The 22401-nt window shown below is 66.2% G+C and carries 23 protein-coding genes; 19 read left to right on the forward strand and 4 right to left on the reverse strand.

What is annotated here, in order from left to right:
* Window positions 1-4 precede the first annotated feature (4 nt).
* Window positions 5-1180 carry a MexX/AxyX family multidrug efflux RND transporter periplasmic adaptor subunit gene (locus ACUDP5_RS06105; protein ID WP_445658385.1) on the reverse strand — a complete coding sequence of 392 codons (1176 nt, stop codon included), beginning with the start codon at window positions 1178-1180 and terminating at the stop codon, window positions 5-7.
* A gap of 228 nt (window positions 1181-1408) precedes the next feature.
* Here ACUDP5_RS06105 and axyZ point away from each other — a divergent pair, with 228 nt between their 5' ends.
* The 7 genes from axyZ to ACUDP5_RS06140 all read left to right on the forward strand — a co-directional run bounded on the left by axyZ (window position 1409) and on the right by ACUDP5_RS06140 (window position 9401).
* On the forward strand, window positions 1409-2047 hold the full coding sequence (axyZ, locus tag ACUDP5_RS06110; RefSeq protein ID WP_263910406.1) for a multidrug efflux transcriptional repressor AxyZ: 639 nt from the start codon (window positions 1409-1411) through the stop codon (window positions 2045-2047).
* Between the two features lie 64 nt (window positions 2048-2111).
* Complete coding sequence (locus ACUDP5_RS06115) at window positions 2112-3008, forward strand: LysR family transcriptional regulator (RefSeq protein ID WP_263910407.1); 897 nt, start codon at window positions 2112-2114, stop codon at window positions 3006-3008.
* A 302-nt stretch (window positions 3009-3310) separates the two neighbouring features.
* Window positions 3311-4813: an ABC transporter substrate-binding protein gene (locus ACUDP5_RS06120; protein ID WP_445658386.1), complete on the forward strand. Its 1503-nt coding sequence runs from the start codon at window positions 3311-3313 to the stop codon at window positions 4811-4813.
* 88 nt (window positions 4814-4901) lie between these two features.
* Window positions 4902-6701 carry a gamma-glutamyltransferase family protein gene (locus ACUDP5_RS06125; RefSeq protein ID WP_445658387.1) on the forward strand — a complete coding sequence of 600 codons (1800 nt, stop codon included), beginning with the start codon at window positions 4902-4904 and terminating at the stop codon, window positions 6699-6701.
* 75 nt (window positions 6702-6776) lie between these two features.
* On the forward strand, window positions 6777-7751 hold the full coding sequence (locus tag ACUDP5_RS06130; RefSeq protein ID WP_263910410.1) for a diacylglycerol/lipid kinase family protein: 975 nt from the start codon (window positions 6777-6779) through the stop codon (window positions 7749-7751).
* Window positions 7748-8542, forward strand: a complete 795-nt coding sequence (locus tag ACUDP5_RS06135) for a metallophosphoesterase family protein (RefSeq protein WP_445658388.1) — start codon at window positions 7748-7750, stop codon at window positions 8540-8542. The genes ACUDP5_RS06130 and ACUDP5_RS06135 overlap by 4 nt, the downstream gene beginning before the upstream one ends.
* A 91-nt stretch (window positions 8543-8633) precedes the next feature.
* A complete protein-coding gene (locus ACUDP5_RS06140) occupies window positions 8634-9401 on the forward strand; it encodes a phosphatase PAP2 family protein (RefSeq protein WP_445658389.1) in 768 nt (255 codons plus the stop codon).
* Here ACUDP5_RS06140 and ACUDP5_RS06145 read toward each other — a convergent pair.
* From ACUDP5_RS06145 to ACUDP5_RS06155, 3 genes are read right to left on the reverse strand one after another with little or no spacing between them, the layout of a single operon-like run.
* Window positions 9372-9806, reverse strand: a complete 435-nt coding sequence (locus ACUDP5_RS06145; RefSeq protein WP_445658390.1) for an NAD(P)-binding domain-containing protein — start codon at window positions 9804-9806, stop codon at window positions 9372-9374. The two genes, ACUDP5_RS06140 and ACUDP5_RS06145, sit on opposite strands and share 30 nt — an antisense overlap.
* Window positions 9803-10249, reverse strand: coding sequence for a PaaI family thioesterase (locus tag ACUDP5_RS06150; protein WP_445658391.1), 447 nt, complete (start codon window positions 10247-10249; stop codon window positions 9803-9805). The genes ACUDP5_RS06145 and ACUDP5_RS06150 overlap by 4 nt, the downstream gene beginning before the upstream one ends.
* Window positions 10246-10860 (reverse strand): TetR/AcrR family transcriptional regulator, encoded by a 615-nt coding sequence (locus ACUDP5_RS06155; RefSeq protein WP_263910415.1) that lies wholly within the window; start codon window positions 10858-10860, stop codon window positions 10246-10248. The genes ACUDP5_RS06150 and ACUDP5_RS06155 overlap by 4 nt, the downstream gene beginning before the upstream one ends.
* Window positions 10861-11310: 450 nt before the next feature.
* On the opposite strand from ACUDP5_RS06155, the gene ACUDP5_RS06160 reads away from it, so the two are divergent.
* The 12 genes from ACUDP5_RS06160 (at window position 11311) to nuoK (ending at window position 22400) form a co-directional block, all read left to right on the forward strand.
* A complete protein-coding gene (locus tag ACUDP5_RS06160; RefSeq protein ID WP_263910416.1) occupies window positions 11311-12423 on the forward strand; it encodes a porin in 1113 nt (370 codons plus the stop codon).
* Window positions 12424-12737: 314 nt separating this feature from the next.
* A complete protein-coding gene (locus ACUDP5_RS06165) occupies window positions 12738-13097 on the forward strand; it encodes an NADH-quinone oxidoreductase subunit A (RefSeq protein ID WP_006217959.1) in 360 nt (119 codons plus the stop codon).
* 51 nt (window positions 13098-13148) lie between these two features.
* Complete coding sequence (locus ACUDP5_RS06170; protein WP_006217960.1) at window positions 13149-13625, forward strand: NuoB/complex I 20 kDa subunit family protein; 477 nt, start codon at window positions 13149-13151, stop codon at window positions 13623-13625.
* An 81-nt stretch (window positions 13626-13706) separates the two neighbouring features.
* A complete protein-coding gene (locus ACUDP5_RS06175) occupies window positions 13707-14333 on the forward strand; it encodes an NADH-quinone oxidoreductase subunit C (protein WP_263910417.1) in 627 nt (208 codons plus the stop codon).
* A 3-nt stretch (window positions 14334-14336) separates the two neighbouring features.
* A complete protein-coding gene (locus ACUDP5_RS06180) occupies window positions 14337-15593 on the forward strand; it encodes an NADH-quinone oxidoreductase subunit D (protein WP_054429653.1) in 1257 nt (418 codons plus the stop codon).
* 43 nt (window positions 15594-15636) lie between these two features.
* Window positions 15637-16131, forward strand: a complete 495-nt coding sequence (gene nuoE / locus ACUDP5_RS06185; protein WP_025137059.1) for an NADH-quinone oxidoreductase subunit NuoE — start codon at window positions 15637-15639, stop codon at window positions 16129-16131.
* Window positions 16128-17495 carry an NADH-quinone oxidoreductase subunit NuoF gene (nuoF, locus tag ACUDP5_RS06190; RefSeq protein WP_263910418.1) on the forward strand — a complete coding sequence of 456 codons (1368 nt, stop codon included), beginning with the start codon at window positions 16128-16130 and terminating at the stop codon, window positions 17493-17495. Before nuoE ends, nuoF begins: the two co-directional genes overlap by 4 nt.
* Window positions 17496-17510: 15 nt before the next feature.
* On the forward strand, window positions 17511-19838 hold the full coding sequence (nuoG, locus tag ACUDP5_RS06195) for an NADH-quinone oxidoreductase subunit NuoG (RefSeq protein ID WP_445658392.1): 2328 nt from the start codon (window positions 17511-17513) through the stop codon (window positions 19836-19838).
* Complete coding sequence (gene nuoH / locus ACUDP5_RS06200; protein ID WP_059374944.1) at window positions 19838-20911, forward strand: NADH-quinone oxidoreductase subunit NuoH; 1074 nt, start codon at window positions 19838-19840, stop codon at window positions 20909-20911. The genes nuoG and nuoH overlap by 1 nt, the downstream gene beginning before the upstream one ends.
* A 21-nt stretch (window positions 20912-20932) precedes the next feature.
* Entirely contained in the window at window positions 20933-21421 is a 489-nt protein-coding gene (nuoI, locus tag ACUDP5_RS06205) for an NADH-quinone oxidoreductase subunit NuoI (protein ID WP_025137063.1), read from the forward strand.
* Window positions 21422-21438: 17 nt separating this feature from the next.
* Window positions 21439-22095: an NADH-quinone oxidoreductase subunit J gene (locus ACUDP5_RS06210; protein ID WP_445658393.1), complete on the forward strand. Its 657-nt coding sequence runs from the start codon at window positions 21439-21441 to the stop codon at window positions 22093-22095.
* Window positions 22092-22400, forward strand: coding sequence for an NADH-quinone oxidoreductase subunit NuoK (nuoK, locus tag ACUDP5_RS06215; RefSeq protein WP_006217969.1), 309 nt, complete (start codon window positions 22092-22094; stop codon window positions 22398-22400). Before ACUDP5_RS06210 ends, nuoK begins: the two co-directional genes overlap by 4 nt.
* Window position 22401: the final 1 nt, after the last annotated feature.

The raw sequence follows: 22401 nt of genomic DNA on the forward strand, positions 1-22401 counted from the left end.
GCGGTTACCCTTTGTTCTGGTTTCCTGCGGCCGGGGCGGGCGCCGTGGGCGCCGCTCGCTCGACCGGTTTGATCGTCTGGCCGGGGGCCAACTGCGTGACGTTCTCGACCACCACGCGTTCACCGCCCGACAGCCCCTGCGTGATGACCCAGTTCGGGCCCAGCAGGCGATGTGCCGTCACGGCAATGCTGCGCAACGCGCCGTCGTCACTCGCCACCAGCAGGTGGGCGCCATTGGCGCCCCGCAGCAGGGCGTTGCGCGGCACCAAGTAGGTATCGCGGTTGACGGCCTGCTCCAGCCGCACCCGTACGTACATGCCGGGCAGCAGTTCGCGCTCGGGGTTGTCGAACACCGCGCGCAGGGTGATGTTGTCGGTGCCGGGGTCCACCGCCAGGTCCGAGAACGACAGCGTGCCGCCGCGCCCGTATTCGGACCCGTCGGGCAGCACCAGCCGCACCCGCACCTGGTCGGGCGCAACACCCTGCACGGCGCCCGCGCGGATCTGCTTCTGCAACTGCATGACCTCGGCCGCCGGTTGCGAGAAGTTGACGTAGATCGGGTCCAGCTGCTGCACCACCGTCAGCGGCGTGGCCTGGCCTTCGCCCACCAGCGCGCCTTCGGTCACCAGCGCCCGGCGGGCGCGCCCGTCGATCGGCGAGGTCACGCGGGCGTAGTCCAGCCGCAGCTTGGCGCTTTGCAGGTTGGCGCGGGCCAGCGCCACCTCGGCGCGGGCCTGGCGTTCCTGGGCCACGCTTTCGGCGTGGTCGCGTTCGCTGATGGCGCGGTCCGACACCAGGTCGGCGTAGCGGCGCAGCTTGTCGGCCGCGGCCGACAGATTGGCCTGGGCGCGGGCCAGCGAGGCGGCCTCGGAATCGTAGGCGGCCTGCAGCGGTGCCGGGTCGATCTGGAACAGCGGCGCGCCGCGCGCGACTTCCTGGCCTTCTTCATACAGGCGGCGGATCACGATGCCGGCCACGCGGGCGCGGACCTCGGCCTCGCGATAGGGCTCGAGGCGGCCGGGCAGCTCGCTGGCGACGGCCGTGGGGGTGGGCCTGGCCACGATGATGCCGACCTCGGCGGGCGCCTGGGCGGCGTCCGGGGCGTCCTTGGGCGAGCAGGCAGAAACAAGAACCAGTACGGATGCGAGAGCGAGCGTTCTCAGGGGGACTCGGTGCGTCATTTTCTAAAAATTATTGTGGTGCGCCCGCAAGGGGCAATAAAGGGAATTGCGCGGGTTTTCCCTGTGGGGATCGCAGTCTATCATTTAATCCGTCATGCTTGATTAATTGTTTTGTTCGAAAGTATGCTGGTGTCTGCATACATATTTACAGTGCGCAAACGGCGGCCTCGGGCCGCCATTTGTTTGTCTGCTTTCCCCCCTCAACCCACTTCACAAGGAGATCTCTGTATGGCCCGCAAGACGAAAGAAGAATCCCAACGCACCCGCGACCGCATCCTGGACGCCGCCGAACACGTGTTCCTGTCCAAAGGCGTCGCCAGCACCACCATGAGCGACATCGCGGATTACGCGGGCGTGTCCCGGGGCGCCGTCTACGGCCATTACAAGAACAAGATCGATGTCTGCATCGCCATGTGCGACCGCGCGCTGGGCGAAGCCGTCACCATGACCCGCGTGTCGACCGAGGGCGAGGCCCTGGAATCGCTCTATACCTCCATGCGCCAGTACGTGCAGATCTACGCCGAGGAAGGTTCGGTGCAGCGCGTGCTGGAAATCCTGTATCTGAAGTGCGAGCGCAGCGACGAGAACGCGCCGCTGCTGCGACGCCGCGACCTGTGGGAACGCCACGCCCTGCGCACGTCCGAAAAACTGCTGCGCGCCGCCGTCAGCCGCGACGATCTGCCGCGCGCCCTGGACGTGCGCCTGTCCAACGTCTACCTGCATTCCCTCATCGAAGGGGTGTTCGGCACCATCTGTTGGTCCGACCGCCTCAAGGGCGATATCTGGCCGCGCGTCGAGCGCATGCTCCGCGCCGCCATCGACACCCTGCGCCTGTCGCCGCAACTGCGGCTGCAGCAGGGCGCCTGACCGCCCCAGGTCACCCACCGCGCCGGGATCGCCCGGCGCCGGGCCGCGCCCCTACAATCCGGGCATGACCCTCAAGCAACTCGAAGCCTTCTATTGGGCCGCCACCTGCGCCAGTTTCGCCGTGGCGGCCGAGCGCCTGCACCTGTCGGTGTCGTCGCTGTCCAAGCGCATCACCGAGCTTGAAGACGCGCTGGGTCAACCGCTGTTCGACCGCAGCGGCCACAAGGCCGTGCTCACCGACGCCGGCCAGCGGCTGGTGCCGCAGGCACGCGAACTGCTGGCCGCCGCGGACCAGATCCGCGCCTCGCTGGCCGAAACCCCCGGCCTGCGCGGCCGCTGCCGCTTCGGCGTCGGCGAATTGACCGCGCTGACCTGGCTGCCGCGTCTGATCGGCGTCGTGCGCGCCGCCTACCCCGACCTGGTGCTGGAACCCTACGTGGACATCGGCCAGGTGCTGGAACAGCGGGTCGCCGACGGCGAACTGGACTTCGCGGTCATCGCCGGTCGCTCGTCGCGTCCCAATATCGCGTCCTCGCCCATCGGCCAGGCCGCGTTCTCCTGGGTCGCCGCGCCGACGGTGCTGGACGGCGAAACCCGCATGTCGCCGGCGCTGCTGGCGCGGCTGCCGCTGGTGACGCTGCCCGAAGGCGCCGGCACCACCCGCATCATCGACGACTGGCTGGCCGGGCGCGACATCGCCGGCCAGCGGCTCGCGTGCAACAACTGGGGGGCCATCGCGGGTCTCCTGATCGAGGGCACGGGCGTCGGGCTGCTGCCCAGCCATTGGGCCCAGGCATTGCAGGCCGAAGGCAGCCTCAAGGTGCTGCAAGGCGACCCGGAGCCGGCCGCGCTGCCCTATTCCTTCCAGCACCGGCGCGACGATACCCGTCCGCTGGTCGCCCGGCTGCGGGAATCGGTGCTGACGGCCGTGGATTTCTCGGCGCCTTGCCGCCTGCCGTGACGGTGGCGGGGCGGGGCCGCCGCTGCGACGGCTGACGGCGCAAGGAAGGCCCGGGCGGACCCCTGCGCCAGGCGCGTGCCCCGTCAATCGTCCGCAAGGCGGTCGGCCGGCGCCCATTTAGGCCTGCGACAGGCCCCGCTCTATACAATCGCCGCGCGCCTGGCGCAGAATCCAACAAGAACGTGCGCAACGGGGGGATGGGCCCGGCGATGCAGCACGGCTCAGGGTCTGTTCCCTCATCGCCGGGCGGCGCGCCGCTGGCGGGCAGGGAAGCCGACCCCCTGAATCGACGGAGATCATTCATGCGTAAACTTTGCCTCGCCATGGCCATGGCGGGAATGCTGGCCAGCGGATTGGCGCACGCCCAGTCCACCCTGCGTATCGGCCTGCAAGACGATCCGGACGTGCTCGACCCGGTGCGCGCCCGCACTTTCGTGGGCCGCATCGTATTCGCCTCGCTGTGCGACAAGCTGGTCGACATCACACCGGACCTGAAGTTCGTGCCGCAGCTGGCGCAGTCCTGGTCCACCAGCCCCGACAACAAGACGCTGACCTTCAAGCTGCGCACCGACGCCGTGTTCCATGACGGCACCCCGGTCAACGCCGCCGCGGTCAAGGCCAACCTGGATCGCGCCCGCACGCTGCCCGACAGCAACCGCAAGAGCGAACTGGCCACCGTGGCCAGTGTCGATGCGCCGGACGCCGAGACCGTGGTGCTGCACCTGGCCGAACCCGACGCTTCGCTGCTGTCGCAGCTGTCGGACCGCGCCGGCATGATGATCTCGCCGGCCTCGTTCGACAAAGACCCGGGCGGCAAGCCCGTGTGCTCGGGCCCCTACCAGTTCAAGGAACGGGTCCAGAACGACCGCATCGTGCTCGAGAAATTTCCCAAGTACTGGGACGCCGGCAACTATCACTTCGACCGCGTCGTCTTCACGCCGATTCCCGACAACACCGTGCGCCTGAACAACCTGCGCGCCGGCGACCTGGACATCATCGAGCGCGTGGCTCCCAGCGACGCCAAGGCCGTCAAGGACGATCCCAACCTGCGCCTGGCGCCGGTGACGGGCCTGGGCTTCCAGTCGATTTCCGTCAACCTGGGCAACGGCGCGCGCGCCAACAACCCGCTGGCCAAAGACAAGCGCGTGCGCCAGGCGCTGGACCTGGCCATCGACCGCGACGTGCTCAACCAGGTCATCGGCGAAGGCCAGTACCAGCCCGCCTACCAGCCGTTCCCGCCGGCCAGCTTCGCGTACAACAAGTCGTTCGAGCACAGCGGCCGCGATCCCAAGAAGGCGCAGGCGCTCTTGAAGGAAGCGGGCTTTGATCGCGTCAAGTTCGAGATCACCTTCGGCAACAACACCACCATGCAGCAGGTGTTCGAACTGGTTCAGGCCATGGGTGCCGAAGCCGGCTTCGACATCACCCTGCGTCCGGTCGAATTCGCCTCGCTGCAATCGTCGCTGGCCCGCGGCGACTTCGAAGTGGGCCAGAGCGGCTGGTCCGGCCGGGTCGATCCCAGCGGCAACATCCACCAGTACGTCAGCTGCAAGGGCAACCTGAACGACGGCAAGTTCTGCGACGCCGACACCGACAAGCTGCTCAATGACGCCCGCGCCGAACCCGACACGGCCAAGCGCCGCGCCATGTACGACAAGGTGCTGTCGGTCATGCAGGACCAGCGTCCCATCGTCTACCTGTTCTACCTGCCCTGGACCTTCGGCGCCCAGAAGAAGCTGGACGGCTTCGTGCCGTACCCCGATGGCCTGATCCGCCTGAAGGGCGTCAGCCTCGCCAAGAAATAAACCCTGATCGCGGGACCCGGCAAACGGGTCCCGTTTTTACTTATTGCTGCGGCCACCGGCTTCCCGCCGTCCGCAACAGGATCGCACCATGTTTACGACTCGCCCGGAAATCCTCGGCACCTTCGGTGTCGTGACCTCCACCCACTGGCTGGCCAGCTCGGCCGGCATGTCGCTGCTGGAACGCGGCGGCAACGCCTTCGATGCCTGTGTCGCCTCGGCCTTCGTGCTGCAAGTGGTGGAACCTCACCTGGTCGGCCCGGCCGGCGAAGTGCCCGCGGTGTTCTATTCCGCCCGCACCCGCAAGCTGGAAGTGCTGTGCGGCCAGGGCACCACCCCGGCCGGCGCCACGCTGGACCGCTACCGCGCCGAAGGCCTGAAACTCATCCCCGGCAACGGCCTGCTGGCCACCGTCATTCCCGGCGCGTTCGACGCCTGGATGCAACTGCTGCGCGACCACGGCACGATGCGGGTGCGCGACGTGCTCGAACCCGCCATCTATTACGCCGAGCACGGCCATGCGCTGATGCCGCGCATCTCCAACACCATTGCCGGCCTGAAGGATTTCTTCCAGACCCACTGGCCCACCACCGCCGAGATCTACGTGCCCGGCGGCAATGTGCCCGAAGCCCGCAAGCTGTTCCGCAACCCCGCGCTGGCCCGCACCTGGACCCGGGTGCTGCAGGCCGCCGAGCAGGCCGGTGGCGACCGCGAGCGCCAGATCGAAGCCGCCCGCGATGCCTTCTACCGCGGCTTCGTGGCCGAGGCCATCGACCGGTTCGCCCGCGGCAACGAGGTCATGGACGAAAGCGGCGAACGCCACCGCGGCGTCATCACCGCCGACGATCTGGCCGGCTGGTCGGCCAGCTACGACAAGCCCGCCACCTACGATTACCACGGCTACACCGTCGCCAAAGCCGGGGCCTGGAGCCAGGGGCCGGTCTTCCTGCAGACGCTGGCGCTACTCAAAGACATGGACCTGGCCGGCGTCGGGCCCAGCAGCGCCGAATTCGTGCATCGCGTCACCGAAGCCATGAAGCTGGCCTTCGCCGACCGCGAGGCCTACTACGGCGATCCGGCCTTCGTCGACGTGCCGCTGGACTCCTTGCTGTCCGACGACTACAACGCCGCGCGCCGCGCCCTGATCGGCGAGCAGGCCTCGCACGAACTGCAGCCCGGCCTGATTCCCGGCTTCGAGGCCCAGGTCTCCCGCGTCATGGACACCCTGCAGCGCCTGTCCAAAGTGTCGGCGCCCGGCAGCGTCACCAACGAACCGACCCTGGCCGACATGCGCGCCTCGGTCAAACGTGGCGACACCACCCACGTGGACGTCATCGACCGCTGGGGCAACATGATCTCGGCCACGCCGTCGGGCGGCTGGTTCCAGTCGTCGCCGGTCATCCCGGAACTGGGTTTCGGCCTGAACACCCGTGCCCAGATGTTCTGGCTGGAAGAAGGCCTGCCCGGCACGCTGGCGCCCGGCAAGCGCCCGCGCACCACGCTCACTCCGTCCCTGGCCTTGCGCGACGGCCGGCCGTACCTGGCGTTCGGCACGCCGGGCGGCGACCAGCAGGAACAATGGCAACTGCTGTTCTTCCTGCGCCACGTGCATCACGGCCTGAACCTGCAGGAAGCCATCGACCTGCCGATGTCGCACACCATGCACTTCCCGTCGTCGTTCTATCCGCGCGACCGCAAGCCGGGCCACCTGGCCGTCGAAAGCGGCTTCGGCGTCGACACCATCGAGGCCCTGCGCGCGCGCGGGCACCAGATCGAGGAAGTGCCGCAATGGTCGGTCGGCCGCCTGACCGCTGCCTCGCGCGACGCCGACGGCCTGCTGCACGCCGCGGCCACCCCGCGCCTGATGCAGGCCTACGCCGTCGGCCGCTAGGCCACGCGGCGGCTCGCGCCGCGACGCGAGCCGCCGCGGTTGCGGTGATTTGCCGCCATGGGCTATCTTTTGCCCATGACGCCAATCCAGCAGAGTCCGATGGCAGGGGCTCGTCCCCTGACGGGACAAGAACCTCTCTTCATCGTCCTGAACACCGGCTCCGGGCGCGGCGACGCGCAGGTGCTGCAGGACACCATCCGCCGCGTCCTCGACGAGGCCGGCCGCTCCTACCAATTGATGCCCGTCGACGATCCGTCGCGGCTGACCGAGACCGCGCAGGCGGCGGTGGCCAACGCCCGCAAGGGGCAAGGCATCGTGGTGGCCGCCGGCGGCGATGGCACCCTCAACGCCGTCGCCAGCCAGGTGGTAGGGCAGGGCGTGCCTTTTGGCATCTTGCCGCAGGGCACTTTCAACTACTTCGGCCGCCGCTACGGCATCTCGCAAGATACCGAGCCCGCGTTGCGCAGCCTGTTGGCCGGCGAACTGCGGCCGGTGCAGGTGGGCATGCTCAACGGCCGCCTGTTCCTGGTCAACGCCAGCCTGGGCCTGTATCCGCAACTGCTCGAAGATCGCGAGGCCTACAAGCAGCGCTTTGGCCGCAGCCGCCTGGTGGCGCTGTGGTCCGGCGTGGTGACCCTGCTGCGCGCCCCGCGGCAGCTCAGCCTGCGGCTTGAATACGAAGGCCGGACCCGCGATCTGCGCTCGCCGACGCTGGTGGTGGGCAACAACCGCCTGCAACTCGAACACATCGGCATCGACCCCACCGAACTTGACCGCAACCGCCTGGTCGCCATGGCTGCGCGCCCGGTGGGCACGCTGGCGCTGTACGGCCTGCTGCTGCGCGGCCTGTTCAGCCGCCTGGGCGACGCCGAGCACGTCATCAGCTTCGCCTTCGACCGCCTGACCGTGGCCATCCGCGGACGGCACCGGGTCAAGGTCGCGATGGACGGTGAAATCTCCTGGATGGACACGCCGCTCGAATTCAAGGTGTCCGAGCATCCCCTGCCGCTGGTGGTGCCCGCGGACGCGGACCCCCAGGGGCGCCCATGACGCGCATCCTGCAGTTTTCCGATACCCACTTCGGCACCGAGCGCAAACCCGTCGTCGAGGCGGCGTTGGACCTGGCCCGTTCCGTGGCCCCGGACCTGGTCGTCATCAGCGGCGACATCACCCAGCGCGCCCGCCGCGGCCAGTTCGCCGCCGCCCGCAAGTTCATCGAACGCCTGTCGCTGCCGGTGCTGGCCGTGCCGGGCAACCACGACATTCCGCTCTACAACATCTTCGCGCGGGCGCTCAATCCCTACGGCAACTACAAACGGGCGCTGGGCGCCGTGCTCGAACCGGTCTTCGAGAACGCCGGGCTGCTGGCCATCGGCGTCAACACCACCCGGCCGCGGCGCCACAAGGACGGCGAAATCTCCGATGCGCAGATCGCCCGGGTGGCGCAGCGTCTGCGCCAGGCCAAGCCGGGCCAGCTGCGGGTCGTGGTGGCGCACCATCCGGTGCGCGCCAAGGTCGAGTCCGACCGCCACAACCTGCTGTTCGGCCGTGAACGCGCGCTGGCGGCCTGGGCCCAGGCCGGTATCGACCTGATCCTGGGCGGCCACATCCACCTGCCCTACGTGTTGCCGGCCAGCGCCGATCCCGCGCTGGCGGCAGGCTGGGTCGTGCAGGCCGGCACCACCTGCTCGCGGCGGGTGCGCGGCAGCATTCCCAATTCGGTCAACCTCATCACCCGGCAAGCCTCTGGCGAGGGACAGGTCTGCCACGTCGAACGTTGGGACTACGCCGCGGCCACGCACGCTTTCGCCCCGGTCGACAAGACCCTGGTGTCCGGTTGAGGCGCACCATGACGCGGCGTCTCCGGGCGGCAAGCCTTGCGGCACAGAGGGCGGGCGCGATGGTCGCACCCGGCTCGCCAGGAGGCCCGCAATGAACAGCGCCTATGCGCAATGGGTGGCGGCCCATGCACTGCTCCTGCTGATCCTGCTGCCGCTGGCCGCCGCAGTCCTGGCGGTGGGGCTTGCCCGCGCCTACGTGCAGGCCCGGCCCCCGGCGCGGCTGGCCGGCTTTGCCGGCATGGTCGGCCTGGCCTGCGCGGCGTTCCTGTCGCTGGCGGCCGCGGTGAGCCGGCCAGGGGGCGTGGTCGAATTCGATAGCGCCCTGGCGGACGCGCTCAGTATGTCGTTGTCCGATTCGCTCTTGTGGCTGCTGTCGTGGTTCACCACGCTGGGCGACCGCAATTTCCTGACGCTCATCGCCGTCGGCATGACCGTCGGGCTGCTGTGGCGGCGGCAATGGCTGCTCGCCGGATTCTGCGCGGCGGCCACGGGCGGGGGCGGGGCGCTCAACAGGTTGCTCAAGCATGGCTTCGAACGCGTCCGGCCCGAGCACGACCATGGCTTTGCGACGGCGGTGGGCTGGAGCTTTCCCAGCGGTCATGCATCGGCCGCCATGGCGGTGTATGGCGCGGCCTGCTATCTGGCCTGGCGCCTGGCGCCCCCGTCTTGGCGTTTGCCCGGCGTGGCCCTGGCGGCGGCATTGGTGATGGCGATCGGGCTCAGCCGCATCCTGCTGCAGGTGCATTTCGCCAGCGACGTCGTCGCCGGCTTTGCCATCAGCTTCGCCTGGCTGGCCCTCTGCGCGGCCGCCGCCGAGCGCCTGGCCCGCTCAGCGCGGCAGGATCAAGGCATTCAGTAACCGCGCGTGCGGCTCGCCGGCAGAGGCCGGGCGCAGCGGCGCGCAGGCATAGCGCCCGCCGGCCGTGGCGATCGCCAGATCCAGCCGGCGCGCCCGCTCGGGCGGCGGGGGCTCCAGGTCCACGATCAGCTTGCCCGCCACGTGCGCGGTCACCTCGCCGTCACTGAAGCGCTCCAGCGTGCGGTCGATCTCCCGTTCGCGGGGCAAGGCCAGCACGATGGTGTCGGATTCGGCCAGCGCCTCGCGGGCCGAGGTCGCCAGCGTGGCGCTGCCGCGGAAGTCCTCGCAGCGGTCCGGGTCGATGTCATAGATCGTCAGGGCAATGTCGGGTTCGGCCGCCAGCAGCCGCCGCGCCGCCAGCGTGCCCGTGCGCCCCATGCCCACGATGCTGATGCGCGGGCTCATGGCTTGGGCACCGACCAGGTGCTGACGATGTGCGCCAGCGGCTCGTCCGACCCGGCGCCGGTCAGGATGACCTCGCCCGCCGACAGCCGGCCCACCTTCAGCAGCCGTGCCTCGGCATGTATCGCCCCGGCCGGACTCTTGCGCAGGAAATTGATGGTCAGGCTGGCCGTCACGGCGTGGGCCTGCCCGGTGGCGCCCACCACCGCGGCGTACATGGCCAGGTCCGCCAGGCCCATCAGCATCGGGCCGGCGACGATGCCGCCCAGCCGCTGGTGGCTGTCGCGGGCCGGCAGGACGGCCCGCGCGGTGCCCCGGCCGATGTGGTGCACCTCGATGCCCAGCAGCAGCGAAAAGGGGTGTTGTTCGGCGAGCAGCAGGCGGAAGTCCGCCAGGCTGATCAGGGGCGCCTGGGCGTCGGCGCAGGGCAGGGCGGTCGCGGTCATCGTTGTTCCAGCGCGGTGCAGTAGTGATCCAGCAGGACGTCAGCCTGCTGGCCCAGGGATTTCAGGCGATGGGTATGCAGCAGCAGCAACAGGCCGATGAGATACGTGAAGATGTTCATCTGCTCTGTCCGCACCGTGTCGGCCGGCCAGGCCTTGGTGCGCCCCAGGCCCACACCGAGAAGATCCACGCATTGCCGCAGGCGGCCGTTGAGCTGTTCATCCATCTCGCGGCCCAGGCCGCGCGGCCCCAGCCCCTGGAACAGGTACAGCCCCAGTGAAAAATCGGTGCGGCGGGCCGCGTAGTAGTCAAAGAAGGCCTGGATGGCCCGCCGCGCGGCCGAGGCCGGCTCTCCTTGCGCGGTGGCCGTCACCAGATGCGCGTGCAGGCGCTGCAGCGATTCGTCCAGCAGGGCGCCGTACAGGATCTCCTTGCCGGCGAACCAGGGGTAGATGGCCCCCGTCGTGCAGCCGGCCTCCTTGGCGATGGCACGCAACGTGGTCTTCTCCAGGCCGTCGCGCTCGAATACGCGCTGAGCGGCGTCCAGGATCATCTGGCGGCGCAGTGCGCTCAGTCGTTCATTGCGGTCGGCGCGTTGGGTCGGCGTGGGCATGGGGGGCGGGATGGCGGGCGCCAGGGTGTTGGTGTGTTCTTGAATAATATCGATGATTTATTTATATAACAACGTTATCCAGCTTGACGCACCAGATTGGACCGGGCCCCGCAGGCCTGCAGGGGCAAAAGCGGTAAAACGACCCCATCGGACTCGGAAAGGCGCCTGAAAGAAACGGCCGTGGCCCCCTTGAATTATTAGGGCCAGGGCTGAAAGTCGCATGGATACGTGGTCGTTTGCAAAACGCCGGGTTAGCCCCGGTGCCATTGGCGCGATGTTGCAATATCCCAACAGGGCTGTCGCAAACCTGCACTTTTCTGACGCCGACCATAGCCAGCCCCCCTGATTTTTGATGCAATAGCGTCAACTTCCCTTCGCGGAGTTAGGGGGGCGGCAGGCTGGTTTGCTGGATTGCTGCTCTTGTCACTCAAATCAACGGAGATTTCTTAAATGAAAAAGACTCTGCTCGCTGCCGCCCTGCTCGCCGGTTTCGCCGGTGTCGCCCAGGCAGAAACGTCTGTCACCCTGTACGGCATCATCGACACGGGCCTCGGCTACAACAAGATCAGCGGTGGTACCGACGCTCAGAACGGTAGCAAGTTCGGCATGATCAACGGCGTCCAGAACGGTTCGCGCTGGGGTCTGCGTGGTTCGGAAGATCTGGGTGACGGCCTGCGCGCTGTTTTCCAACTGGAATCGGGCTTTGATTCGGGTAACGGCACGTCGGCCCAAGGTGGCCGCCTGTTCGGTCGTCAAGCCACCGTCGGTCTGGCCAGCGACAGCTGGGGTCAACTGGACTTCGGTCGCCAAACCAACATCGCGTCGAAGTACTTCGGCTCGATCGACCCGTTCGGCGCTGGTTTCGGCCAAGCTAACATCGGTATGGGCCTGAGCGCCACGAACACCGTCCGCTACGACAACATGGTCATGTACCAGACCCCGTCGTTCAGCGGCTTCCAGTTCGGCGTCGGCTACTCGTTCAACGCGAACGACACCAACACCGCCCAAACCGGCTTCCGTACCGCCGACAACACCCGCGCCATCACGACCGGCCTGCGTTACGTCAATGGTCCCCTGAACGCCGCTCTGACGTTCGACCAACTGAACGCTTCGAACAAGCTGACCCAAGGTCAAGTTGACGCCACCCCGCGTCAATACACCATCGGCGGTTCGTACGACTTCGAAGTCGTGAAGCTGGCTCTGGCCTACGCTCGCACGACCGACGGCTGGTTCGGTAGCCAAGACGTCAAGACCTCGGCCGGCACGATCGGCTTCGGTTCGAACGCCTTCGCTGACGGCTTCAAGGCCAACTCGTTCATGGTCGGCCTGTCCGCCCCGATCGGCGGCGCTTCGAGCCTGTTCGGTTCGTGGCAAATGGTCAAGCCGGGCAACGACAAGCTGACCGGCGACGACGCGAACATGAACGTGTTCAACCTGGGCTACACCTACGACCTGTCCAAGCGCACCAACCTGTACGCTTACGGTTCGTACGCCAAGAACTACGCCTTCGTGGACGACCTGAAGTCGACCGCCGTCGGCGTCGGCATCCGTCACCGCTTCTAATCGAAAGCAGGGCGCAAGTCCTGCCTCGATTCGCAGTGCATGAGCGGGCTTCGGCCCGCTCATATGAAGCCACCTTTCGGGGTGGCTTTTTTTATTTCCAAAAGAGTGTGTAGCGGCCACTGTGCGGGCGTTTTGTGGTGCCCGCGGGCGGTATGGGCGCGCCTTGCGTTAAGCTTGTTTTCTTCCGCCAAGAACTGCCATTGTTCCACTAGAGGAATGCAGTCTTTCACCCGCTGTTCCCGCTACAGAGTTCAGCCAGAAGTAACCGCGCGAATGCTACAATCCTAAGGTTTGCGCATTTGACGGACGCCTGAATGAACCTGCAACAGTATTTCCCCGTCCTGCTGTTTATCGTAGTGGCCACCCTTATCGGGTTCGCGCTTCTGACGGCCGGCTCCCTCCTTGGCCCGCGGCGTCCTTACGCCGAGAAGCTATCACCCTATGAGTGCGGCTTCGAAGCCTTCGAAGACGCTCGCATGAAGTTTGACGTGCGCTACTACCTGGTGGCGATCCTGTTCATTCTTTTCGACCTGGAAATCGCGTTCCTGTTCCCCTGGGCCATCGCCCAAGGCACGGTCGGGCTCGTCGGCTTCTGGACGGTCATGGTTTTCCTCGCCGTGTTGACCGTCGGCTTCATCTACGAATGGAAAAAGGGCGCGCTGGACTGGGAATGACCCGCCGCCGGGTTGTTCACTGCATTTCACTGCACGCTATCAGAGACGAATATGGCTATAGACGGCATTCTCAAGCAAGGGTTCATCACTACCAGCGCCGACAAGTTCCTTAACTGGGCGAAGACGGGCTCCATGTGGCCCATGACCTTCGGCCTGGCCTGTTGCGCGGTCGAGATGATGCACGCGGGCGCGGCCCGCTACGACCTGGACCAGTTCGGCATCATCTTCCGCCCCAGCCCGCGCCAGTCCGATCTGATGATCGTCGCCGGCACGCTGTGCAACAAGATGGCGCCGGCGCTGCGCAAGGTCTATGACCAGATGCCCGAGCCGCGCTGGGTGGTGTCCATGGGCTCCTGTGCCAATGGCGGTGGTTACTACCACTACTCGTATTCCGTGGTGCGCGGCTGCGATCGCATCGTACCGGTAGACGTCTACGTGCCGGGCTGCCCGCCCACGGCCGAGGCGCTGGTCTACGGCTTGCTGCAGATGCAGAACAAGATCCGTCTGACCAACACGATTGCGCGCTGATTCTTCGTACCGGTCCGCGGCCGCCACAAGGCCGCCGCAGGCCCCTTCGAAACAGCGTATCGGTTCACCTAAGCGTACAAGATGATGACCAGGCTCGAAACCCTGAAAAACAATTTGCAGACCACCCTCGGCGCCGATATCGCGCTGACCGAGGCGCTGGGCGAGCTGACGCTCGAAGTGCCGGCGGAACAATGGTTCGCGGTCTGCAACAAGCTGCGCACCGAAGCCGGCCTGCGCTTTGAAACCTGTATCGACCTCTGTGGCGTCGACTACCTGACGTGGGGCAACGGCACGCGCGAGCTGCCCGAGGAAGCCAACGCCAAGGTCCACCGCGCCCGTTTCGCGGTCGTCGTGCACCTCCTGTCCATCGAGAACAACTGGCGCCTGCGCGTGCGCACCTGGGCCGCCGACGATGAATTCCCCATCGTTGCCTCGCTGATGGAATGCTGGCCGGCCGTGGGCTGGTTCGAGCGCGAAGCCTTCGACCTGTACGGCATCGTCTTCGAAGGCCACCCCGACCTGCGCCGCATCCTCACCGACTACGGCTTCATCGGCCACCCGTTCCGCAAGGACTTCCCGCTGTCCGGCACCGTCGAAATGCGCTACGACCCGGAACAGAAGCGCGTCATCTACCAGCCCGTCACGATCGATCCGCGCGAGATCACGCCGCGCGTGGTCCGCGAAGACACCTACGGCTTGGGGCGTTAAATCATGGCAGAAATCAAGAACTACACGCTTAACTTCGGCCCGCAGCACCCGGCTGCGCACGGTGTGCTGCGCCTGGTGCTCGAACTGGACGGCGAAGTCATCCAGCGTGCCGACCCGCACATCGGCCTGCTGCACCGCGCCACCGAAAAACTGGCCGAGCACAAGACCTACATCCAGGCGCTGCCCTACATGGACCGCCTGGACTACGTGTCCATGATGTGCAATGAGCACGCCTACGTCATGGCCATCGAAAAGCTGCTGGGCGTCGAAGCCCCGCTGCGCGCGCAGTACATCCGCGTGATGTTCGACGAGATCACCCGTCTGCTGAACCACCTGATGTCGCTGGGCTCGCACGCGCTGGACGTGGGCGCCATGGCGGTGTTCCTGTACGCCTTCCGTGAACGCGAAGACCTGATGGACTGCTACGAAGCGGTTTCGGGCGCGCGCATGCACGCGGCCTACTACCGCCCGGGCGGCGTCTACCGTGACCTGCCGGACACGATGCCCCAGTACGGCGACACCAGCAAATACCGCGGCGAAAAGGAAATGCGCGTCATGAACGACGCCCGTTCCGGTTCGCTGCTGGACTTCATCGAAGACTTCACCAACCGCTTCCCCGCCTGCGTCGACGAGTACGAAACCCTGCTCACCGACAACCGCATCTGGAAGCAGCGCCTGGTGGGCATCGGCGTGGTCGATCCCGAACGCGCCAAGGCGCTGGGCTTCACCGGCCCGATGCTGCGCGGTTCCGGCGTGGCCTGGGACCTGCGCAAGATGCAGCCCTACGAAGTCTACGACCTGCTCGATTTCGACATCCCCGTGGGGGTCAACGGCGACTGCTACGACCGCTACCTGGTCCGTATCGCCGAAATGCGTGAAAGCAACCGCATCATCCGCCAGTGCGTGGAATGGCTGCGCAACAACCCGGGCCCGGTCATGATCGAGAACCACAAGATCGCCCCGCCCAAGCGCACCGCCATGAAGACCAACATGGAAGAGCTGATCCATCACTTCAAGCTCTTCACTGAAGGTTTCCACGTGCCTCCCGGTGAAGCGTTCGCCTCGGTGGAACACCCGAAGGGCGAGTTCGGCATCTACCTGGTGTCGGATGGCGCCAACAAGCCTTACCGCCTGAAGATTCGGGCCCCCGGCTTCGTCCACCTGCAGTCGCTGGATGAAATGTCGCGCGGTCACATGATCGCCGACGCCGTCACCATCATTGGTACGCAAGACATCGTTTTCGGCGAAATCGATCGCTGATCCAGACAGTCACGAGCACGCCCGCATAACCCGGATTCAAACTATGCTGCTTTCCGAACAGGCCTACCAGAAAATCGACCGAGAACTCGCGAAGTTCCCGGCCGACCAGCGGCAGTCCGCCATCATGGCCTCTCTTGCGATCGCGCAAGAAGAGAAGGGCTGGTTGGCTACCGACATTATTGAAGATGTGGCCAACTACATCGGCGTCCCGCCCATCGCGGTCCAGGAAGTCGCCACCTTCTACAACATGTTCGACGTCAAGCCCGTCGGCAAGAACAAGATCGCCGTCTGCACGAACTTGCCCTGTGCCTTGCGCGACGGCGAACGCGCCGGCGACTACCTCAAGCGCAAGCTGGGCGTGGACTATCGCGAAACCACCGCCGACGGCCAGTTCACCCTGGTCGAGGGCGAATGCATGGGCGCTTGCGGCGATTCCCCCGTGCTGATCGTGAACAACAAGCATATGTGCGTGCGCATGACCGAAGAGAAGCTGGACGCGCTGGTCGCGACCCTCAAGGCGCAAGGAGAGTCGGCATGAACGCGCCCGACATCTACAAGCAGTTCGCGCAAGGGCTCGAGCCCAACCCGCTGAACGACCTGTCCAATTCGATGTGCCTGCACGGCCGGCACATCAAGCCGCAGATCATGGCCGACGTCGACGGTGCCAACTGGCGCCTGGCCGACTACGTCAAGCGCGGCGGCTACGAAGCCCTGCGCAAGATCCTCACCACCGGCATGAAGCCGGAAGACGTGATCGCCGAAGTCAAGGCCTCGGGCCTGCGCGGCCGTGGCGGCGCGGGCTTCCCGACCGGCCTGAAGTGGAGCTTCATGCCGCGCGCCTTCCCGGGCCAGAAGTACCTCGTCTGCAACTCCGACGAAGGCGAGCCGGGCACGTTCAAGGATCGCGACATCCTGCGCTTCAACCCGCACATCGTGATCGAAGGCATGGCGATCGCCGCCTACGCCATGGGCATCAGCGTCGGCTACAACTACATCCACGGTGAAATCTTCGAAGTCTACGAGCGCTTCGAAGAGGCCCTCGAAGAGGCGCGCGCCGCCGGCTTCCTGGGCGACAAGATCCTGGGTTCGGAATTCAGCTTCCAGCTGCACGCCTTCCACGGCTACGGCGCCTACATCTGCGGCGAAGAAACCGCGCTGCTCGAATCGCTGGAAGGCAAGAAAGGCCAGCCGCGCTTCAAGCCGCCTTTCCCCGCCAGCTTCGGCCTGTACGGCAAGCCCACCACCATCAACAACACCGAAACCTTCGCGGCGGTGCCCTGGATCATCCGCAACAGCGGCCAGGCCTACCTCGAAGTCGGCAAGCCCAACAACGGCGGCACCAAGCTGTTCTCGATCACCGGCGACGTCGAACGTCCCGGCAACTACGAGATCCCGCTGGGCACCCCGTTCTCGACGTTGCTGGAACTGGCAGGCGGCATGCGCGGCGGCAAGAAGCTCAAGGCCGTGATTCCCGGCGGCTCCAGCGCTCCGGTGCTGCCGGCCGACATCATGATGGAAACCACGATGGACTACGACGCCATCGCCAAGGCGGGTTCCATGCTGGGTTCGGGCGCCGTGATCGTCATGGACGAAACGCGCTGCATGGTGAAGTCGCTGCTGCGTCTGTCGTACTTCTATTTCGAGGAAAGCTGCGGCCAGTGCACGCCGTGCCGCGAAGGCACCGGCTGGCTCTACCGCATGGTGCACCGCATCGAAAACGGTCACGGCCGTCCGGAAGATCTGGACATGCTGGACAACGTGGCAGGCAACATCATGGGCCGCACCATCTGCGCCCTGGGTGACGCCGCCGCCATGCCCGTCCGTGGCTTCCTCAAGCATTTTCGCGACGAATTCGCGCACCACATCGAGCATAAGTCTTGTGTGGTTCCGCAATATCTGTAGGTCTCAGGAACAGCAATGGTTGAACTAACCGTCGACGGCAATACGGTAGAAGTGCCCGAGGGCAGCATGGTGATGCATGCGGCCCAGAAAGTCGGGCTTTACGTGCCGCATTTCTGCTACCACAAGAAACTGTCCATCGCGGCCAACTGCCGCATGTGCCTGGTCGAAGTGGAAAAAGCGCCCAAGGCGCTGCCCGCCTGCGCCACCCCCGTGACGAACGGCATGGTCGTGCACACCTGCTCCGAGAAGGCTCGCGCCGCTCAGAAGTCGGTGATGGAATTCTTGCTCATCAATCACCCGCTCGACTGCCCGATCTGCGATCAGGGCGGCGAATGCCAGCTGCAAGACCTGGCCGTGGGTTATGGCGGCTCCGCCTCGCGCTACCAGGAAGAAAAGCGCGTGGTGTTCCACAAGGACCTCGGTCCGCTGGTTTCCGCCGAGGAAATGAGCCGCTGCATCCACTGCACCCGCTGCGTGCGCTTCGGCCAGGAAATCGCCGGCGTCATGGAACTGGGCATGCTGGGCCGTGGCGAACACTCCGAAATCACGTCGTTCGTGGGCCGCTCGATCGAGTCCGAGCTCTCGGGCAACATGATCGACATCTGTCCGGTGGGCGCGCTGACCTCCAAGCCCTTCCGCTACAGCGCCCGCACCTGGGAACTGGCGCGCCGCCGTTCGGTCAGCCCGCATGACAGCCTGGGCGCCAACCTGGTCGTCCAGGTCAAGGGCGATCGCGTGATGCGCGTGGTCCCGTTCGAAGACGAAGCCGTCAACGAATGCTGGATCAGCGACCGCGACCGTTTCTCGTACGAAGGCCTGAACAGCGACGACCGCCTGTCCGCCCCGATGATCAAGGGCACCGACGGCAAGTGGCAGGAAGCCTCCTGGGCCGACGCCCTGGCCGCCGTGGCGCAGGGCCTGTCGCGGGTTCGCGACAGCTTTGGCGCCGGCCAGATCGGCGCGCTGGCGTCCGAATACGCCACCACCGAAGAATACGCACTGCTGGGCCGTCTGGTGCGCGCGCTGGGGTCGGAAAACATCGACTTCCGCCTGCGCCAGACCGACGCCGCCTTCGACGCCGCCCTGACCGGCGCGCCGTGGCTGGGCATGCCCATCGCCGAACTCGACAACCTGGACCGCGTCCTGGTCGTCGGCTCGTTCCTGCGCAAGGATCACCCGCTGATGGCCCAGCGCCTGCGCCAGGCCGCCAAGCGCGGCACGCAGATCCTGATGGTCGACAGCGCCGCCGACGATCCCCTGATGCCCGTCGCCGGTCGCATCACGGTTGCGCCGTCCGAGCTGCCGCGTGCCCTGGCCGAAGTCGCCGTGGCCCTGGCGCAAGCCAAGGAAGCCGCGGTGCCCGCCGAATTCGCCTCGGTCACCCCGGGCGAAAACGCCAAGATCATCGCCGCCAGCCTGGCTTCCGGTGCCAACACCGCCGTGCTGCTGGGCAATATGGCCGTGGCCAGCGCCCAGGCCTCGACCCTGGCCGCCAACGGCCGCGCCGTGGCTGATCTGGCCGGCGGCAAGTTCGGCTTCCTGACCTCCGGCGGTAACACCGTTGGCGGTTACCTGGCCGGTGCCGTGCCGGGCAAGGGCGGCAAGAATGCCGCCGCCATGCTGGCCGAGCCGCTCAAGGCCTACGTCGTGCTGCACGCCGAACCGCTGCTGGATGCCGACAACGGCCAGCAAGCGATCGCCGCGCTGCGCGGTGCGCAGTTCGCCGTGGCCCTGACGCCTTACCGTTCGGCCGCCGCCGAATGGGCCGACGTCATGCTGCCGGTGGCCCCGTTCACCGAAACCTCGGGCACGTTCGTCAACGCCCAGGGCCTGGCCCAGAGCTTCAAGGGCACGGTCGCGCCGTTCGGCCAGACCCGTCCGGCCTGGAAGGTCCTGCGCGTGCTGGGCAACGTCCTGCACCTGGCCGGCTTCGACGACGAAACCTCCGAATCCGTGCGCGACGCCGCGCTGGCCGGTGGCATCGAAGGTCGCCTGTCCAACGACATCAAGGCGCCGCTGGGCCTGGGCCAGGCCGTGGCCGGCCTGGAGCGCGTTGCCGACGTGCCGATCTACCGCAGCGACGCCATGGTGCGCCGCTCGGAACCGCTGCAAGCCGCGCCGGCCTCGAAGAAGCCCGCCGCGCGCATGAACGGCCGCACGCTCACCAGCCTCGGCCTGACCGCCGGCGTCACGGTGCGCGTGACGGGCGGGCAGGGCGCCGTCGAGCTCGAAACCGTGCAGGATGATGCCGTGGCCGATCGCGCCGTGCGCATTTCCGCAGCCTTTGAAAATACCGCAGCCCTGGGTGGCGCATTTGGTCAACTCAGCGTGGAGCGTGCCTGATGGAATGGCTCAATGTTCTTGAAAGCCAGGGTACGGCGCTGCTGGGCCCGACGGTCTGGATGGTGCTCTGGACCCTCATCAAGATTGTCGTCATCGCCGTGCCGATCATCCTGTGCGTCGCCTACCTGACGTACTGGGAACGCAAGATGATCGGCGCCATGCACGTGCGCATGGGTCCGAACCGCGTCGGCTTCAAGGGGCTGCTGCAGCCTTTCGCCGACGTCTTCAAGCTGCTGACCAAGGAAGTCGTGGTCCCCAGCCAGGCCAACAAGGTGTTGTTCATCGTGGCCCCCGTGGTCACGCTGATGCCGGCGCTGGCGGCCTGGGCCGTGGTGCCCTTCGGCCCCGACGTCGTGCTGGCCAACGTCAACGCCGGCCTGCTGTACATCATGGCCATCACGTCGGTCGGCGTGTACGGCGTGATCGTCGCCGGTTGGGCCTCGAACTCCAAGTACGCGTTCCTGGGCGCGCTGCGCGCCTCGGCCCAGATGCTGTCGTACGAATTGGCCATCGGTTTCGTGCTGGTGACGGTGCTGCTGGTGTCCGGCAGCCTGAACATGTCGGAAATCGTGCATGTGCAGAACCGCGGCTGGTTCGCCGACAAGGGCCTGACGTTCCTGTCCTGGAACTGGCTGCCGCTGTTGCCGCTGTTCGTGATCTACGTGATCTCGGCCGTGGCTGAAACCAACCGCCACCCGTTCGACGTGGTGGAAGGCGAATCCGAAATCGTGGCCGGCCACATGGTCGAATACTCGGGTATGGCCTTCGCCCTGTTCTTCCTGGGCGAATACGCCAACATGATCCTGCTGTCCTGCATGGCGTCGATCATGTTCCTGGGCGGCTGGGCATCGCCCATCGATATCGCGCCGCTGACCTGGATTCCGGGTTGGATCTGGCTGGGTCTCAAGACGTTCGTCGTGGTCTCGTTGTTCGTGTGGTTCCGCGCTTCTTTCCCGCGCTACCGCTACGACCAGATCATGCGTTTGGGTTGGAAAATCTTCATCCCGCTGACCGGCGTTTGGCTGGTCGTGGTGGCGATCTGGATGCAGACGCCCTGGAACATTTGGCGCTAAGCCGCCAGGCAGAGGCAGGATATGGAAGCGATCAAAGATTTCTTCGGCAGCTTGATGCTGGCCGAACTGCTCAAGGGCATGCGCCTGACGGGCAAGTATTTCTTCAAGCGCAAGGTCACCTTGCGCTACCCGCAGGAAAAGACGCCGACCTCGGCGCGCTTCCGCGGGCTGCACGCGCTGCGCCGCTACCCCAACGGGGAAGAGCGCTGCATCGCATGCAAACTGTGTGAAGCCGTGTGCCCCGCGCTGGCCATCACCATCGAGTCGGACCAGCGCGATGACGGCACCCGCCGCACCACGCGTTACGACATCGACCTGACCAAGTGCATTTTCTGCGGCTTCTGTGAGGAAAGCTGCCCCGTGGACTCGATCGTGGAAACCCATATCCACGAATACCACGGTGAAAAGCGCGGCGACCTGTATTTCACCAAAGACATGCTGCTCGCCGTGGGCGACCGCTACGAAGCCGACATCGCCCGCCGCCGGGCCGAAGACGCTCCCTACCGTTGAGCCCAGGGTCCTGATCCATGACTTTTACCACTGTCCTGTTTTACATACTGGCCGCCGTGCTGGTGATCGCGGCGTTCCGCGTGATCACCGCGCGCAGCCCGGTCACCGCCGTCCTGCACCTGATCCTGGCCTTCACCAACGCGGCCATGCTCTGGATGCTGCTGGGCGCCGAGTTCCTCGCGCTGCTGCTGGTGCTGGTGTACGTGGGCGCCGTGATGGTGCTCTTCCTGTTCGTCGTCATGATGCTGGACATCCGCATGGATGCGCTGCGCCAGGGCATGAAGACCTACCTGCCGCTGGGCCTGATCATCGGCCTGGTCATGGTGGTGGAAATGGCCTTCGTGCTGGGTTCGACCTGGTACGGCGCGGGCCCCCAAGCCCCGGTCGCCGGCGACTACAACAACGCCCGTGCCCTCGGTGAAGTGATGTACACGCAGTACATCTACGCCATCGAAGTCGGCGCCGCGCTGCTGCTGGTCGGCATGGTTGCCGCCATCGCACTGACCCTGCGCCGCCGTCGCGACGTCAAGTACAACGACCCGGTTGCCGCCGTCCGCGTGCGCTCGAAGGATCGCTTCCGCATGGTGAGCATGCCCGCCCAGAGCGAGCGCGCCCAGGCTAGGAACGGCGCCTCGGCGCCCGCCGCCGCCGCGCCCCAAGGAGAAAAACAATGACGCTGACGCTGGCCCACTATCTGATCCTCGGGGCGATCCTGTTCGCCATCGGGATCTTCGGTATCTTCCTGAACCGCCGCAACCTGATCATTCTCCTGATGTCCATCGAGCTCGTGCTCCTGGCCGTCAACATGAACTTCGTGGCGTTCTCCAGCTGGTTCGGCGACACCGCCGGCCAGGTGTTCGTGTTCTTCATCCTGACCGTGGCCGCCGCTGAAGCGGCGATCGGCCTGGCCATCCTGGTGCTGCTGTTCCGCAACCTGAACACGATCAACGTTGACGAACTCGATCGCCTGAAGGGCTGAC

Source organism: Achromobacter sp. NCFB-sbj8-Ac1-l (genome assembly GCF_052695805.1).